15 protein-coding genes are annotated in these 16,116 nt (G+C 32.8%); 6 read left to right on the top strand and 9 right to left on the bottom strand.

The window, feature by feature from the left end; all coding sequences use genetic code 11:
• Window positions 1–70: 70 nt before the first annotated feature.
• Window positions 71–721 (bottom strand): orotate phosphoribosyltransferase, encoded by a 651-nt coding sequence (pyrE, locus tag EV143_RS06495; protein WP_133507157.1) that lies wholly within the window; start codon window positions 719–721, stop codon window positions 71–73.
• A 7-nt stretch (window positions 722–728) separates the two neighbouring features.
• Here pyrE and EV143_RS06490 point away from each other — a divergent pair, with 7 nt between their 5' ends.
• Window positions 729–1,331, top strand: coding sequence for an NUDIX hydrolase (locus EV143_RS06490; RefSeq protein ID WP_133507156.1), 603 nt, complete (start codon window positions 729–731; stop codon window positions 1,329–1,331).
• A gap of 336 nt (window positions 1,332–1,667) precedes the next feature.
• Window positions 1,668–3,248, top strand: a complete 1,581-nt coding sequence (locus tag EV143_RS06485) for a GLUG motif-containing protein (RefSeq protein WP_133507155.1) — start codon at window positions 1,668–1,670, stop codon at window positions 3,246–3,248.
• Between the two features lie 305 nt (window positions 3,249–3,553).
• On the opposite strand, the gene EV143_RS06480 is transcribed toward EV143_RS06485, so the two are convergent.
• The 4 genes from EV143_RS06480 to EV143_RS06465 all read right to left on the bottom strand — a co-directional run bounded on the left by EV143_RS06480 (window position 3,554) and on the right by EV143_RS06465 (window position 8,312).
• On the bottom strand, window positions 3,554–4,294 hold the full coding sequence (locus EV143_RS06480) for a DUF6882 domain-containing protein (protein WP_133507154.1): 741 nt from the start codon (window positions 4,292–4,294) through the stop codon (window positions 3,554–3,556).
• A gap of 323 nt (window positions 4,295–4,617) precedes the next feature.
• Entirely contained in the window at window positions 4,618–6,051 is a 1,434-nt protein-coding gene (locus EV143_RS06475; RefSeq protein ID WP_133507153.1) for a hypothetical protein, read from the bottom strand.
• Between the two features lie 37 nt (window positions 6,052–6,088).
• Window positions 6,089–6,436, bottom strand: coding sequence for a cyclic-phosphate processing receiver domain-containing protein (locus EV143_RS06470; RefSeq protein ID WP_133507152.1), 348 nt, complete (start codon window positions 6,434–6,436; stop codon window positions 6,089–6,091).
• Window positions 6,437–6,584: 148 nt separating this feature from the next.
• Window positions 6,585–8,312, bottom strand: coding sequence for a M14 family metallopeptidase (locus EV143_RS06465; protein WP_133507151.1), 1,728 nt, complete (start codon window positions 8,310–8,312; stop codon window positions 6,585–6,587).
• Window positions 8,313–8,559: 247 nt separating this feature from the next.
• On the opposite strand from EV143_RS06465, the gene EV143_RS06460 reads away from it, so the two are divergent.
• Window positions 8,560–9,909, top strand: a complete 1,350-nt coding sequence (locus EV143_RS06460) for a DEAD/DEAH box helicase (RefSeq protein WP_133507149.1) — start codon at window positions 8,560–8,562, stop codon at window positions 9,907–9,909.
• Between the two features lie 350 nt (window positions 9,910–10,259).
• Window positions 10,260–10,706, top strand: a complete 447-nt coding sequence (locus EV143_RS06455) for a hypothetical protein (RefSeq protein ID WP_133507147.1) — start codon at window positions 10,260–10,262, stop codon at window positions 10,704–10,706.
• A 204-nt stretch (window positions 10,707–10,910) separates the two neighbouring features.
• Here the strand turns inward: EV143_RS06455 and EV143_RS06450 are convergent, their stop codons facing one another.
• The 4 genes from EV143_RS06450 to EV143_RS06435 all read right to left on the bottom strand — a co-directional run bounded on the left by EV143_RS06450 (window position 10,911) and on the right by EV143_RS06435 (window position 14,007).
• On the bottom strand, window positions 10,911–11,489 hold the full coding sequence (locus EV143_RS06450) for a PhnA domain-containing protein (protein ID WP_133507146.1): 579 nt from the start codon (window positions 11,487–11,489) through the stop codon (window positions 10,911–10,913).
• A gap of 172 nt (window positions 11,490–11,661) precedes the next feature.
• Window positions 11,662–12,123 (bottom strand): pantetheine-phosphate adenylyltransferase, encoded by a 462-nt coding sequence (gene coaD / locus EV143_RS06445; RefSeq protein WP_133507145.1) that lies wholly within the window; start codon window positions 12,121–12,123, stop codon window positions 11,662–11,664.
• A gap of 85 nt (window positions 12,124–12,208) precedes the next feature.
• On the bottom strand, window positions 12,209–12,901 hold the full coding sequence (locus tag EV143_RS06440) for a DUF421 domain-containing protein (RefSeq protein WP_133507144.1): 693 nt from the start codon (window positions 12,899–12,901) through the stop codon (window positions 12,209–12,211).
• 134 nt (window positions 12,902–13,035) lie between these two features.
• The gene (locus EV143_RS06435) at window positions 13,036–14,007 is read right to left on the bottom strand and encodes a D-alanine--D-alanine ligase (protein ID WP_133507143.1); all 972 of its coding nucleotides are present in this window, start codon (window positions 14,005–14,007) and stop codon (window positions 13,036–13,038) included.
• Between the two features lie 358 nt (window positions 14,008–14,365).
• Here EV143_RS06435 and EV143_RS06430 point away from each other — a divergent pair, with 358 nt between their 5' ends.
• Window positions 14,366–14,989, top strand: coding sequence for a PASTA domain-containing protein (locus EV143_RS06430; protein WP_133507142.1), 624 nt, complete (start codon window positions 14,366–14,368; stop codon window positions 14,987–14,989).
• A complete protein-coding gene (locus EV143_RS06425; RefSeq protein ID WP_133507141.1) occupies window positions 14,979–16,022 on the top strand; it encodes an RluA family pseudouridine synthase in 1,044 nt (347 codons plus the stop codon). The genes EV143_RS06430 and EV143_RS06425 overlap by 11 nt, the downstream gene beginning before the upstream one ends.
• The last annotated feature ends 94 nt before the right edge of the window (window positions 16,023–16,116 follow it).

Raw genomic sequence — 16,116 nt, 5'->3', positions numbered from 1 at the left:
TCTAAAATCTAAAATCTAAAATCTAAAATCTAAAATCTAAAATCTAAAATCTAAAATCTAAAATCTAAAATTACTCCTCTTCCTGCAGCCAAGTCGAAGGACTTTCGCTCCATTCCTGCAAAGTAGACTGCTGCTCTTCGGTAATATATTGTTTTTCAACTGCCAGATTAAGTAAATTTTCATAATTACTTAACGTAAACAAATCGATATTAGCATTTTTAAAGTTTTCTTCAGCAACATTAAAACCGTAAGTAAAAATCGCTGCCATTCCTTTTATGTTAGCGCCTTCGTTGCGTAAAGCTTCCACAGCCATCAAACTGCTGTTTCCTGTACTAATTAAATCCTCAACAACAACTACGTTTTGACTTTTTTGCAAAAATCCTTCAACCTGATTTTGTCTTCCGTGTTTTTTTGCTTCCGGGCGCACATATACAAACGGTAATCCAAGGCTTTCAGCAACAAGAATTCCAATTCCAATGGCTCCAGTGGCAACACCGGCAATAACATCTGGTTTTCCAAATTGTTTTTCAATATTCTTCGCAAACTCATCACGAACGTAATTTCGGATGACAGGAAATGAAAGAATTAACCTATTATCACAATAAATAGGAGATTTCCATCCGGAAGCCCATGTAAAAGGATTTTCGGGATTCAATTTAATTGCATTTATTTGCAAAAGCAATTCGGCTGTTTTTTCGGCAGTATCTTTATTAAAAATCATAATACAAATGTATAAAGTTTTTGTGAACGACAAACCACTTTTTTTGACAAATGAAATCTCGAAAGAGACCGATTTTCAATTATTCTTGTTAGAAAGTATTGATATTGAGCATCTTATCGTTAAAATTTTTCAAAATAAAATTCAAAAGGCTTATTTGTATCATCCTGACGAAAAGGAAATTATGAAGACGTTAAAAGCCAAAATCCCTGTGAGTAAAGCAGGAGGAGGGCTTGTATACAATAAAAAAGGCGAAGTTTTATTTATTTTCAGAAACGGAAAATGGGACTTACCAAAGGGCGGAATCGAAAAAGGGGAGGAAATTGAAGACACCGCCATGCGTGAAGTTGAAGAAGAAACTGGCGTAGGCAAGCTCCGAATCACCGAAAAACTGGAAAAAACCTATCACGTTTTCAAACGCAACGGAAAATATAAACTCAAAATCACACATTGGTTCGAAATGCAATCTGATTTTGAAGGAACTCCACAAGGCCAAATAGAAGAAGGAATTGAAAAAGTGGCCTGGCTCAATCCGGAGCAAATCAAAGAAGCCTTAAAAAACTCTTACGAAAATATTAAATTGTTGTTTGAGGAAGAAAGTACTTTTCAATAACAATTGCAATTTCAAATTTCAAAATCAATATCAAAAATTAAATTAGATTTTTTGATATTGATTTTTGCTTTTAACACTTAATCATATTTTAAAACTTTTTGAGTAAAACTCATAAAGAAGTTAATTTATGCTATTTTTTTTATTAAAAAATTGCCCCAAAGAAATTTAAAGTTATTTTTGATCAAAATTTCACTTAAAATAATAACTAATTTAAACAAGCCATCATTCTACAATATGAAGAAAAATTACTCTTAAAAACCAGTACGGTTTTACACATAGCTGGATCAAAACAGCTATCATTTCCCATAAACTATTTTACTAAAAAAATCTCAAAAAATGTCAAAAAAACTAAAATTGGCTACGATGTCAATATTCAAATATGCGGGCTTACTTGCATTATTAATTATGGTTGGTTATTCATGTTCAAGCGACGATCCAGATGTACCGCCTGTAGTAAGCAGAACCGACAAGGCAATTACTGCTTTCTCTTTTGTAAATCCGGCAGTAACAGGTGTTATAGATGAAAAAACGCACACTATTTCCATTACATTTCCTGCTCAAACAGATTTAACTAGTTTAGCGGCTACTTTTACTACAACAGGAACAAAAGTTACCGTAGGCACTGTTAATCAAGTAAGTGGTACAACTAAAAATGATTTTAGCAAAACTATTACTTACACAGTAACTGCAGAAGATGGCAGCACACAAAATTATACAATAGCACCACCTAATTCAGCAGATATACTAGGCTTTACTTTTGAAGCTTCTAATAATGAAACGTATTGGGAACTAACTTCGCTTAAAGAAGGAACAAATACATTTAACAACGCTCCGGCTGATATTGAGTTTGTTACAGGATATCCAATTTTACCTCCAGGGGCAGAAGTAACAGCTTTTGGAGACAACGAACAGAGTAATTATAATACAACAGGAGTTTCATTTACCGTAACTGCGGCTGATAAAAAGACTAAAAAAACATACGTTATTAAAGTACCAGCTTATAACAAAAGTACAAATCCTTATGGCGTATATACTCCAGAGCATCTCTGGTCAGCAAGTTACCATCTTGAAGATAATTTTAAGCTGATGAACGATATTATTATGCCTGCTGTAGATGGTACTGAATATGCACTTGGTTCTAATTATCAAACTCAGGGATGGAATCCTATTGGAGATTTTGATAGCTTTAACGGAACCATAGACGGAGATGGTCACGTAGTGAAGAATCTAACAATAAAAAGAACTAGTACTGACGATATTGCATTTGTTTCTACTCTTGGATCTAAAGGTGTAGTTAAGAATCTTGGACTTGTCTCAGTAAAAATTGAAGGTGGTGGTAATGTTGGAGCTCTTGTTGCCAATAATGTAGGAGGTACAATTTCTCGTTGTTATGCTACTGGAACTGTTAGCTCTACAGGAAGCCAGATTAATAGGCATGTAGGTGGTTTAGTTGGAATTAACAATGATGCCAACGGAATAGCTGGTAAACTTTTAAACAGCTACAGTACAGTGAATGTAACAGGACCCGCTAATTCCTTTGCAGGTGGTTTAATAGGCTATAATTACCTTTGTGATGTACAAAATTGTTACGCTACAGGTACTGTATCAGGAACATACAAAAATGGAGGAGCACTTATTGGAAAAAATGCTTGCGAAATCAATAATTGCTATGCCACAGGAAATATAAAAGTTGGTGGCGGATTGGTTGGTTTTAATTTCAACTGGAGTGCAGCTCCGGATTGTTTTTGGGATACCCAAACTACGGGACAAACTACTTCAGATGATGGTGGTGATGCAGTTGGAAAAACAACAGCACAGATGAAAACAGCAACTCCTTATAACAGCACCTGGACAGCTGCTAATTGGAAATTTACCGCTGGTCAATATCCTACTTTAGTGGGAGTTGGTGGTCAATAAAAAAGAGACATTTTTCTGCATAGTAAATATAAAACCTCGTAAGTCTAACTTACGAGGTTTTGTTTTAATTATACTTTCTACTTTCGAAATATTTAAACTTAACACTCTAGATTCTCAGAACCTTAGAAGCTTTTATGGCGTGCCACCATTTAAGAAAAGACCCAACAAATTTTGCGTTCATTGGGTCTTTTCTTAAATGCTGTCGGGCTATCCGCGCTACTTCGGTAGCTTGCTTCTATCCCTCACGCAGGCAATCGGCTTTAAAAGATCTTCGCAGGGTTTAGTTGTTTTTTTTAGCGGAAAGCTTAAGAATTAGCATTTAATTTTGTCAAAAGATTATCTTCATTAAAAGCAGCATTAATTACATTTTCATTTTTTTCTGCTTTAATTTCATTTCCATTTGATGTCAGCTCATAACCTTTTTGAGATAGATAATTGGTAAAAGCATTTTTATGATTTTGAATTTCAAATGTTGAAATTAGTTCTGGGAAAACAGTTAAAATTCGCGATAATTCTTCACTTTCAACTTTATCAATTGTATCAGATTTAATTGTAACAACCATTGTTCCCTGTCCATAATTTCCAAGATAATAACCACTTGCATTAAACATTTCAACAGCAATCATACCAATTAGGTGTAAATCATTCTCTACAGCATCAAATTTTCCAACAGTCAATAAATCAATATTATTTTCTTCTCCATATTGCTTTAATAGAAGAGCTTGTTTCATAACAGATTCAGCATAACCACCAGCTTTATTCTCCCAGACCCAAAGCCATGTTTCTGAAGAATGCGAAAAAGAACCCAAAACCTGCATTGGAAATGTAAGATGGTCTCCAAATGTTATTTCTTCTTTACCCATGTCAACATTCCATGAAAGACCACCAGTTACACCAAAAAGATTTCTTTGCTTCTCTAAAGCAACAGCTCCAAATTTTTCTAAAAAATCATTTTCAGATGTAAACTGTTTAGTACCATTTAGCTGATTGAAAGTTAATTTTGTTTTTTCTTCTTTCTTTTTAAAAAGATTATTGAATAGTCCCATTTATTTTTGACTTTTAGAATTATAAAATTAATATTTCAAATATATAACATTAAGATAAGTCACAGTCAAGTCATGATCATTTTTAATCCTCTTTATCGATCATTAAAGATGGTACGAAGTCGAGAGACTTCGCACAGCAGTGATATTTTTACAGAAATCCATAAAGTACTCTAAAATTGGTAATCTATCTTGTCAAAGTTCAAAAATTTGACTAAAATTTCCCCCGCTAGCGCGAGCGTCCCGCTTGTCACTATTTTTAATTTAGATATTTTGTGTTTATTTTGATTTTGTTCACGAGCGGGACGGTTTTCTATGGTTCTTAATTACTCTCTTATCTGTCCTTGCAATTGAAACATTCCTGTTAATTTCATTCCAATTGTTAAGTTTTCAAACCTCATATTTTCCTTATTCACAAACATTTTAATTGTAAAAAAATCTTTCAAATCTTCATTGGTAATTAATTTAACTTTTAGAATATATCCTTTTACACTTTTGTCTTCAGAGACGCTTATTTCTCTAAAAGATTCTAATTTTCCAACAAAATCGAAACAGCCAAATTCAGCCATTTCTTTATTTGGCATATACATTGTAAAATCATCACTAAACTTTGGTTCTTGTTCCGTTTTCGTCTGGTGTATTTCGCTGATATCTAGTACATAAATTATCCCGCTTAATTCAATATTTAGTTTTTTACTGGTTTTGTATATATCTTTATTAATTGCATAATCTGTAGCAAAATAGGTGATGCCAAACGTATCTCTTCCGCTTCCGGAAATTACTCCTTCAACGTTGTCAACATTCTCCCATTCATTTATTTGCTTATTTTCTACTTCAATAAAATAGTCTGTTTTTACCACAGGAAAAATAGTATGAGTATTATCATCAGCAGTTTTAACTCCTCTAAAAATTATAGAATCATAATTTATTTCAGAAATGGAAACCTCACTATTTGATTTTATTTCTTCTCTGCTCAGGGCATATGCAGAATTCTCTATTAATAATTGCTTTCCAGCTGGATTACTTAATTTTTCAAATCCAAAAATACCACCCCACATATCACCTACAGTTCCATCGTTTACTTTTTTTATTTTTAAACCAATTTCATTTTCAGTTATCTGCGCTTCTATCACCACTCTTTCTTGAAAATAATCTTTATCTTCTATTAATTGTGTATTTAAAATCAAATTATTTTGTTCTATTGAAAACCCAGAAATACCTTTAAATGTAATTTCATCCTCATTAAAAGAATAGGGCAAACCTAAAAAGCCACTAAAATCTGCAGCCTTATATTTAATAGAAATTGCATTAAATTCATCACTGTTTTTCGCAACAGAATGGTTATTGTCATTATTGAATTTAGAATGGTAAAAAATGGTATAAGATTTTATTAAGTTTTGGCTAAGTCTTTTTTCAAATTCAATTTCCATGTTTGAAATTACTTCTTCAATAGAAAGATTATAACTCATATCTTTCGCAATATACAAATAGCCTATTATTTCGCCATTTGCTTTTTCATAAGCCGCAATTGGAGAATAGTTATTCTGAATTTGCATTCCGATAAACCGAACGATATATTCATTATAAATTTTGATAAAATCAAATAGTTTATCCTGGTTTTCAGGCTTTGTAAAATTTTGTTTCTCAGCATATATTTCATTCAATGATTTTCCACTATGTTTAATCGTTGAAACTGAATTTTCTTCACTTCGAATTATTTCGTTTTTTTTATTTTTCTTCAAAAAGTCAAAAAGTCCCATTTTTTTATAATGTTATTTAGTTATTGTTTAATATAAATCAATTTTTATTTTCTCTTTTTAAATGCTTGATATAATTGTCAAGTAAACTTTGAATTTGTTGAGCAGCAACAGGATTAGCAGAATGAACATTAAATTTTAAATTGAGTAAATCAAGTCCAGATTCATAAACTAACCATTTGGCTGCAGCATAACCATCTTCGGCAATAATATCATTTTCATCTAATCCTAAATCATTGTCAAAACTAATTAATTCTGGAAGTCCTTTTTCAAGTATTACTTTTTTAAAGTCATTAAAGTTTCTTACAATAACAAAATCATCATCTGTTAAGTTCTTATAAACCATTTTTACATCTCTTATGTCGTCAAGAAAAAGTTTGTATTCCATTTTGTTAGTTTATTAAATAGTATTTGAATTCAATTCATCTTTGTCAAAATCAAAACTTTGACAAAGATTTTTACAAAAGCTTTGCGATCTTAGCGTTTTCAACTCGATCAAAATCAAAAAAAACTTTGCGAACTCTGCGGTTAAAAAATCAAAGCAATCGATAAACCGGATATTGCAAATGCGCTTTCTCATAATAAACAGAATGCTTGTAAATCCAGTCTAATTGCGCTTCAGAGCTTTTAGCAAATTCAGCATCAGTTTGTTTTTTAGATTCTAATTCAGCTTTTAGAGTTGGATTTTCTTTTAAAATTTTCGCGGTTGTATCTTCAAAAATATATTCAGAATAATGTTCTTTTTGCTGTAAAATTGGGTCGAAGAAATTCCAGTTAAAAAACGAATCAACACATTCAGGTTCAAAAGCTTCAACTACATATTTTACACCTTTTTGACTTGTCGGAACTAAGTAATCGCCTTTAGCAAAAGCCATTTTTACGGTTTTAGCATTTACAGTTGTGTTGTAGTGTAAATAGTGACCTTCATACGCATTCGGAACCGTTTTAAAATTGGCAATTTTATAACTTTCAACTTCTATAATCGTGTCGTTTTTAAGTTGAGAATAAGTGATATTATTATTTTTCAGCAGCTCAATTATATTCCAATAACCACGCGGAATAATATAAGCTGTTGGAATCACAACATCTTTAACTGATTTGAATTCTTTAATATACGGAACTTCTTTTTTATAAGGTTTGCTTCGGTCATAATACAAACGATTTCCGGTTGTAGCTTCGCTTTTTTTGTATCCCGCTTCATATCCTAAAAACGAAAATGTGGTAGCTTTTGTGCTGTCCAATTCCCATTTCAAAGTATATTGTTTTTTAGGTTTGTATTGCTCCAGATTTTTAACTCGAAGTTCCTTGATTTTTAGGTAATTTGCATCCGTAAAATCCAAAGTCGATTTGGTGTATTCGTACGTCATTTTTACACGTTCGGCATATTTTTTCAACATATGCGTTTCAACCACAAACCCAATTGTATTAAATAGGGAAGTATAACCAGTTGTATATCTCGGACTATCCACAAACTGCCCAAAACCTTTGTCCGGAGTATCTTTAAAAGAATCTACATAAGGCGTTGTTTCAATTTTCTTTTGTTGTAAATCTTTAACCAAAGCAGGCATCATTTCATTATTCATAAAATCGCCCAAAACAGTTCCTAATTTGTTATGCTGTGTCATAATATAAGTCAGTTTATATTGATAATCAGAGCCGTTACTTACGTGATTATCAATAAAAACATCGGCATTTATTTTTTGGAAAATCTCAACAAAACTTTTTGTGTTTCTGGTGTCAGATTTCATTAGATCCCGATTCAAATCGTAGTTTCTGGCATTTCCTCTAAAACCATAAATTTCAGGTCCATCCTGATTGGCGCGCGTAGTCGAATTTCTATTTAAAGCACCGCCAATATTATAAACCGGAATGGTAACCAAAACTGTATTTTTTGGCGCTTTCAGTTTTCCAATCGCTAAATCTCGATACAATTGCATTGTCGCATCGATTCCGTCAGGTTCGCCGGCGTGGATTCCGTTATTGATGAAAAGCACGGCTTTGTTTTTTTGGATTTTCTCAAAATCAAATTCCTTTTCAGGATTGTAAATCACCATATGCAAAGGTTCTCCAGAATCTGTTAATCCCATTTCTTTAATCTGAATTGTTGGAAAATCATTCGCTAAAAGTTTATAATAAGCAATAGTTTCGGAATAAGAAGCAGATTGATTTCCGTTTCCTTTCTCAAAAAAAGTATCGTATTTTTTATTATTTTGAGCGAAAATCGCGATTGTGAAAAGTAAAATGGGTAATGTGAAAAGTTTCATGATTTTGGTTTTAATAGAAAAGTCAAATATAAAGTTTTATTTGTTTCAGGTTTCATGTTTCAGTTTATTGGTTTCACGCAGATTTTGCAGATTTAAGCAGATTTTTATTTTAGATTAAAAAAATCTTTTTTAATCTGCTTAAATCTGCAAAATCTGCGTGAAACAAAATCTTTGTGAACTTTGCGCTATTCTTTGTGACTTTGAGGTTAATAAACCTGAAACAACTTTTTTTGACTACTTTTGCAAAATGAATAAAAATCACCATTCCAACAATATACTTTCGAACTTAGGAATTGAAAGCCTAAACGAAATGCAGGAAGTTGCTCAGGGCGCAATTTTAAATGATAACAATGTTTTGCTGCTTTCTCCAACAGGATCAGGAAAAACATTGGCTTTTTTGTTGCCTGTTTTAGAATTATTACAACCTGAAATTCTTTCGGTTCAATGTTTAATTTTAGTGCCTTCGCGTGAATTAGGTTTGCAAATTGAGCAGGTTTGGAAAAAAATGGGAACTCAGTACAAAGTAAACATTTGTTACGGAGGTCATTCAATTGATACGGAAATCAAAAATTTAAGCAATCCGCCAGCTGTTTTAATAGGAACTCCGGGAAGAATTGCAGATCATATTGACAGAGATACTTTTCGAACTGATAAAATTCAGACTTTAATTCTTGATGAATTTGACAAATCATTGCAATTGGGTTTTCATGAGCAAATGTCTTATATCATTGGGAAATTGACAAAACTAAACAAACGTGTTTTGGTTTCGGCAACATCAGATATTGAAATTCCGAGATATACCAGAGTTATAAATCCAACGGTTTTAGATTTTATTCCTGAGGAAGAAGAAAAAGCGAATCTTTCGATGAAAATGGTTGTTTCGCCAGCAAAAGATAAATTGACAAGTTTATTCAATTTGATTTGTTCTTTAAAGTCGGAGTCGGCTATTATATTTTGTAACCATCGTGATGCGGCAGAACGTATTAGTGACACGCTAAACGAAAAAGGAATTTACTCCACATATTATCATGGCGGGATGGATCAGGAAGAACGCGAACGTGCTTTGATTCAGTTTAGAAACGGAAGTATGAGCTATCTAATCACAACCGATTTAGCGGCACGTGGATTGGATATTCCTGAAATGAAACACGTAATTCATTATCATTTGCCATTAAAAGAAGATGAATTTACACATCGTAACGGTCGTACAGCGCGTATGCAGGCTTCAGGAACGGCTTATATTATCATCCACGAAAGTGAAAAGCAACTCGATTATATAGATTACAAAATGGATGTTTTGAATGTAGAGAACACGACAACTTTACCAAAACCACCAGAATATCAAACCATTTATATTAGTGGCGGAAAGAAAACAAAACTGAATAAAATTGATATTGTTGGTTTCTTTTCTCAAAAAGGGAAATTAGAAAAAGGTGATTTAGGTTTGATTGAGGTAAAGGATTTCATTTCGTTTGCAGCTGTAAAATACAACAAGGTAAAAGACTTGCTTCAGAATATAAAAGAAGAGAAAATGAAAGGCAAAAAATTCAAAATTGAAGTTGCCCGTAAGGTTGTTAAAAAAGAAGAAGAGAAATAAAATTTTCAGTTTCAGCTCTGTAGGTTTAATGTTTCTCGTTTTTACAAACCTTTGCCAAAGTTAATACGTTTAAAAAGATTATTTTTTTAAGTAAATTCTTAAAAATAACTATGATATGAGCATCGAAAACACTTTTGATTACCAATAAAATTGTTAAAAAATAATAGCATTAAATAGTTGTTATTAGATGTAATTTACTGATTTTTAAAAAGTTGCGATGCTTGTGTTGGTGATTGAAATAATTTTAAACAAAAATCACAATTTAATGTTAATAAAACAGTAGTTTTAGAAGTAATTTTTCATAATTTCGGCGTTTATATATTAGTAAAAAAATTAACCCCAAATCCTCTATGAAAAAGATTATTACCCTTGCCGCGTTGTTCTTTAGTTTTGCTTCGTTTGCACAAATTAAAGTTCTTGAAACTGTACCAGTTGAAAAATTAGGAAAAGTAAATAACAATTATATTCAAAAAATTGGAGATGAATATACTGTTTATTATACTAGTATTCAAAACGATGATGATTCTTCTACTTTAAGAAAATTTTCATTTAAAAATGTTAATAATGATTACGCAAGCCTTTACAATATTATTATGGGTGGTTTTGGTGCAAATCCTTTGTATGATATCAAATTAGAATTACCTAATAACTATATTTGGTTGCACTACACAGGAAGTGTTATTCCTGAAAAAGCTACAGTACAATTTATGGTTTCATCAAAAGAAGCTACTTCTGCAACAAGCAGCGTTTCTGAGCCATTCGTAAAAGAGCAAATCAACAGATTATTTCAAAAATAATCTTTGAGAGATATAAATAAAAAAAGGCTATTCAATTTGAATGGCCTTTTTTATTGTTTAATGTTTTTTTTTAGTTTCAGGTTTAAAGTTTTCTTTGTTTAAGTCAGCTTTCAAAAACTTTTAGACACAATTACTCAGTTACTCAGAACCTCAAAAGAAATCTTTGTGCCTTTGTGTCTCTGAACCTTTGCACCTCAAAAAAAACTATATCTTCTTAACGTATTGCGTAATAATTACAATTTGCTGACCATCAACTTTTCCTTCAATATATTCAGCATTTTCATGGTCTAATCGAATGTTACGCACAGCAGTTCCTTGTTTGGCAACCATGCTGGATCCTTTTACTTTTAAATCTTTGATTAAAACTACAGAATCTCCGTGTTCTAAAATTACGCCATTACTATCACGGTGAACAATTTTGTTTTCATCTTCTTCACCTTCTCCTGTTGCTTTTGCCCAAGCCAAAGTGTCTTCATCTAAATACATCATGTCGAGCAATTCCTGAGGCCATCCTGCACTACGCAATCGGCTTAACATTCTCCAGGCTACAACTTGTACAGCAACGTTTTCATTCCACATACTGTCATTAAGAGATCTCCAGTGATTTAAATCTACGTTATCAGGATTTTCAATTTGGTCAATACACGTATTACACGCCAGAATACTTTCATCAAGTCCACCTTTTTGAGTTGGTAATACCTGATAAACTTTTAAATTTTCTTCCGCGCCACAAAGCTCACATTTAGATCCGCTACGTTTGTTTAATTCTCTTTCGATGCTCATTATTGTTGTTTATTTAAAAATGCGAAATTACTTATAATTTGCTTCGCTTGCAAGTTTGTATTGTTGGTTTTTGTATGTCATTGCGAGGTACGAAGCAATCTCATTTGCTAAATTTTATCATAAAGAAAAGCGTCGTGTGTTTGCTTCGTTTCTCGCAATGACTTTGCGGGTGTTATATTTTTGCCGCTCTAACCGCATCCGGAACTAACATTTCATATTCACCGCCATTTCGCAATACATCACGAACAATGCTCGAACTTATATATGACGTTTTTGCTGCAGTTAATAAAAATACTGTTTCAATTTTAGAAAGGCGACGATTAGTATGTGCGATGGCTTTTTCAAATTCGAAATCGGCCGGATTACGCAGACCTCTTAAAATGAAATTTGCTTTTAATTTTTTGGCTAAATCAATTGTCAATCCTTCATAAGTAATAACCGAAATTTTTGGTTCATCTTTAAAAGTTTCTTCAATAAAACGTTTTCTTTCTTCGAGTGAAAACATGTATTTTTTTTCGGCATTAACACCAATCGCGATTACGATTTCATCAAAAAGTGAAATTCCTCTTTTGATAATATCTTCGTGACCCAATGTAATAGGATCAAATGATCCTGGAAATATGGCTTTTCTCATTTGTTTTAAGGTTCTGAGTTAATTAAAACTTGTTGAAGCTTTGTTGATTTTTATGGAATTTGGAATTAAAAAAAATCGAAAATTATTATGTAATTCTCTTTGTATTGATGGCTGGAACCCATTCTTCTTTTTGGCATACTTCGCATTTTGCGGTTCCTTTTTCAATTTCTTTGGTGTTACCGCAAAAAGAACATGAATATATACCGTTTTCAGGAATTGTTTTGTTTTTTTTATTGAATAAGGCTGGCAAAATAGGAAGTCCATATCCCACTTCTTCATCTTCATAAAAAAAGACACTTACTTCTCCGCTTGGTTCAATAAAAGCGTGTTTAATCTGGCCTAAATGTTCAATCGATTTTACACGAAGTTCAGAGAAAAATTCATCCTGAGCCAGAGTTTCTTTTCTAAAACTGGTTACAGAAAATTTCCCGTCATTTATAAGACATTCGGTTTTACCTTCTATAAATTCTTCAAATTTTTTGCTTTTTCCAGTAAGCCAGGTTACGGCACGATACAAAATTATAATGACCATAAAAACAATGATAGCAGGAACTATTCCCACATCTTCATAAAACATAGGATCCCCAGCCGCAGATCCTAACGCAATTACAATTACGGTTTCAAAAATCGATAATTGTTTTACGCCTCTTTTACCGGCTAGTTTTAGCGTTAATAGCAAAACTATAAACATTACTGTTGAACGAAATATTACTTCCAGAAGAAAAATCTCTGGTAATTCATTAAAAAACAGTCTATTCCATTCGAATATTTCTTTCATTTTTTTTGAGTTGCTAATGTTCTGAGGTACTAAGTTGCTAAGTTTTTTTTTTTCGTTAGACTTCGCTCAGTCTGACAATATTTTGTATAAAAAATTAAGGTTCTGAGATCTTAAAATCTCAGAACCTTAGTAGCTTAAACTAAAGCCAGCTCAATAGAATTGGTGAACAAATCTTCGAGAGAAATTCCAGCTGCTTTGGCTTGTTGCGGAATCAAACTTTCTGTTGTCAGACCCGGAATCGTGTTCATTTCTAACATGTATGGTTCGTTGTCTACGATAATGAATTCGCTTCTTGAAAAGCCTTTCATTTTTAAAACTTCGTAGGCGCGTTTTGCTGTTTCACCTACTTTTTGCGTTAACTCATCTGAGATTCTGGCAGGTGTTATTTCTTGTGATTTTCCTTCGTATTTGGCTTCATAATCGAAGAAATCATTATCAGAAACAATTTCTGTAATTGGCAAAACTTTGATTTCTCCTTTATAATTGATAACTCCAACAGAAACTTCAGTTCCGTCAAGGAAACTTTCGATGATGATTTCGTTGTCTTCTTTGTAAGCTACTTCAATAGCAATTGGCAATTCAGCCTCGGTTTTTACTTTTGAAATTCCGAAACTTGATCCGGCTTTGTTTGGTTTTACAAAACATGGCAGACCCACTTTTTTAACGATTTCTGCTGTGTCAATAACATCTCCTTTATTCAAATAATAAGAAATAGCTGTTTTAATTCCGTATGGTTTTAAAACAGACAATAAATCACGTTTGTTGAAGGTAAGTGCCGATTGGTAATAATCGCAAGATGATTGCGGAATTCCTAACAATTCAAAATAAGCCTGCATTAATCCGTCTTCTCCCGGAGTTCCGTGAATGGCATTGAAAACACAGTCAAATTTGATTTTTTCTCCGTTTACCGTTACAGAAAAATCATTTCTATCAATCGGAAATTCAGCATCATTTGCATCTACATAAACCCATTTTTCTTTAAAAATATGAATACGGAATCCGTTGTATTTTGTTTTATCTAAATATTGATGTACAACGTTTCCTGAGATGAGTGAGATTTTATATTCGCTAGAATATCCGCCCATGATAATGGCTATGTTTTTCATTGATTTGATGTTTATTTGTTTAATCGTTTGATGTGTTTAATCGTTTGTTTTCTTGTTTTAGTTTTTTGCAACTTATTTTTTCTCATTTTTTATCAGGCGGAGATTCCTAGTTCCTCGGAATGATAAATAATACCAAAAATAATCTTATGAAACCTAAAGTCCTAGCCCTGATGGAAACGGCATCCTTTTGTGGCGGGGTTCGCCATAAAAGATACAGTGTACAGCAGGAAACAGCTCCTTAAAATTATCCTTTGACTTCGCTAAGGATGACAATCGAGACACTTTCTTGTTTTAAACAAAATTATCATTTTTTTTGAAACGAAATAGCTTTATCTTTGCCACAACTAAAAATAAATTTATGAGTTTACGTAAGTATTTAACAAGCCGAGTATTTTTTATACAAATATTAATTGCCATTGGAATTGTTGTCGTTTTAGTATATTTATTTATGCATTGGTTGACGTTTACAACTGATCACGGACATGAAATTACAGTTCCGAATTTGTCTAAATTAACGGAGGAGCAAGTAGAGTCTAAATTAGACGAATTAGATCTTGATTATGTGCTTTTGGATAGTGTTGATTACCGAAGTGGATTTCCTAAATATAGTGTTGTTGAGCAAGATCCGTTGCCGGGAACTAAAGTAAAAGAAGGAAGAAAAATATATATTAAAATTAATGCATCAGGATTTTCATCTGTTAAAATCCCTGATTTAATTGAAAAAACATATCGCGAAGCAGTTCCAACATTGAAAGCTTTAGGGCTTGAAGAAGGAACGATTACTTATATCCCAAACTTAGGAAAAGATATGGTATTGGAAATGCGTTATAAAGGCAGAAACTTAAAAGTAGGTGACCGCGTGCTAAAAGCTTCTAAAATTGATTTGGTTTTAGGAGACGGAAAAGCAACTTATGTAGATGAAAGTCAGGCAAATGACAGTTTAGCTGCGCCAGCTACTGAAACCCCACAAGATGAACAATAATAATGAAAATTTAGATCTGGAAGACGAATTATTCGAACATTTTAGATTTGAAGTACCTAAAGGTCAGGCGCTTTTGCGTATTGACAAATATTTAATGAATTTGATTCAGAATGCGACGAGAAATAAAATTCAGAACGCAGCTACTGAAGGAAACATTTTTGTAAATGATATTCCTGTAAAGTCAAATTATAAAGTAAAACCGTTTGATGTAGTGACGGTTATGTTAACACATCCACCGTTTGAAAACCATATTCTTCCGGAAGATCTTCCGTTGAATATTGTTTATGAAGATGATGCACTTTTATTAATTAACAAAGAGCCGGGAATGGTTGTACATCCTGGTCACGGAAATTATACGGGAACGCTTGTGAATGCTTTGGCACATCATTTTGATAATTTGCCAATGAACAGCAGTGAACGCCCAGGTTTGGTTCATAGAATTGATAAAGATACGTCTGGACTTTTGGTTGTTGCCAAAACTGAAGCGGCTATGACGCATTTGGCAAAACAATTTGAAGCTAAAACTTCTGAACGTGAATATATTGCCCTTGTTTGGGGAAATGTTGCCGAAGAGGAAGGAACAATTGAAGGTAATCTTGCCCGACACTTGAAAGACCGTATGCAAATGGCCGTATTTGCAGATCCTGAAATAGGAAAACCTGCAATTACGCATTATAAGGTTTTGGAACGTTTTGGATATGTAACTTTGATTTCTTGCAAATTAGAAACCGGAAGAACACACCAAATTCGTGCACACATGAAACACATCGGACATCCGTTGTTTAATGACGAACGCTACGGTGGACATTTGATTTTGAAGGGAACTACTTTTACGAAATACAAACAGTTTATCGAAAACTGTTTTAAAGCGTTGCCACGTCAGGCGCTGCATGCTAAAACACTTGGTTTTGTTCACCCGACAACTGGCGAAATGATGCGTTTTGACACAGAATTGCCTCAGGATTTTCAGGATTGCATCGAAAAATGGCGCAATTATGGAAAGACACATGCTATGGAAGAAGAAGAAAATTAATTTTGACTTAAGATTTTAGATTCAGAAGAAAGAAAATAGAATAAAGAAAATAGATTTTCCGATTATTAAAAAAAGCTCCAAATTGGAGCTTTTT

Origin of the sequence: Flavobacterium chryseum (assembly GCF_004362015.1) — a bacterium.
In the GTDB taxonomy this organism is placed as follows: Bacteria; Bacteroidota; Bacteroidia; order Flavobacteriales; family Flavobacteriaceae; genus Flavobacterium.
Note: the sequence above shows the minus strand (reverse complement) of the source record. Positions and strands in the feature narration are given on the sequence as shown.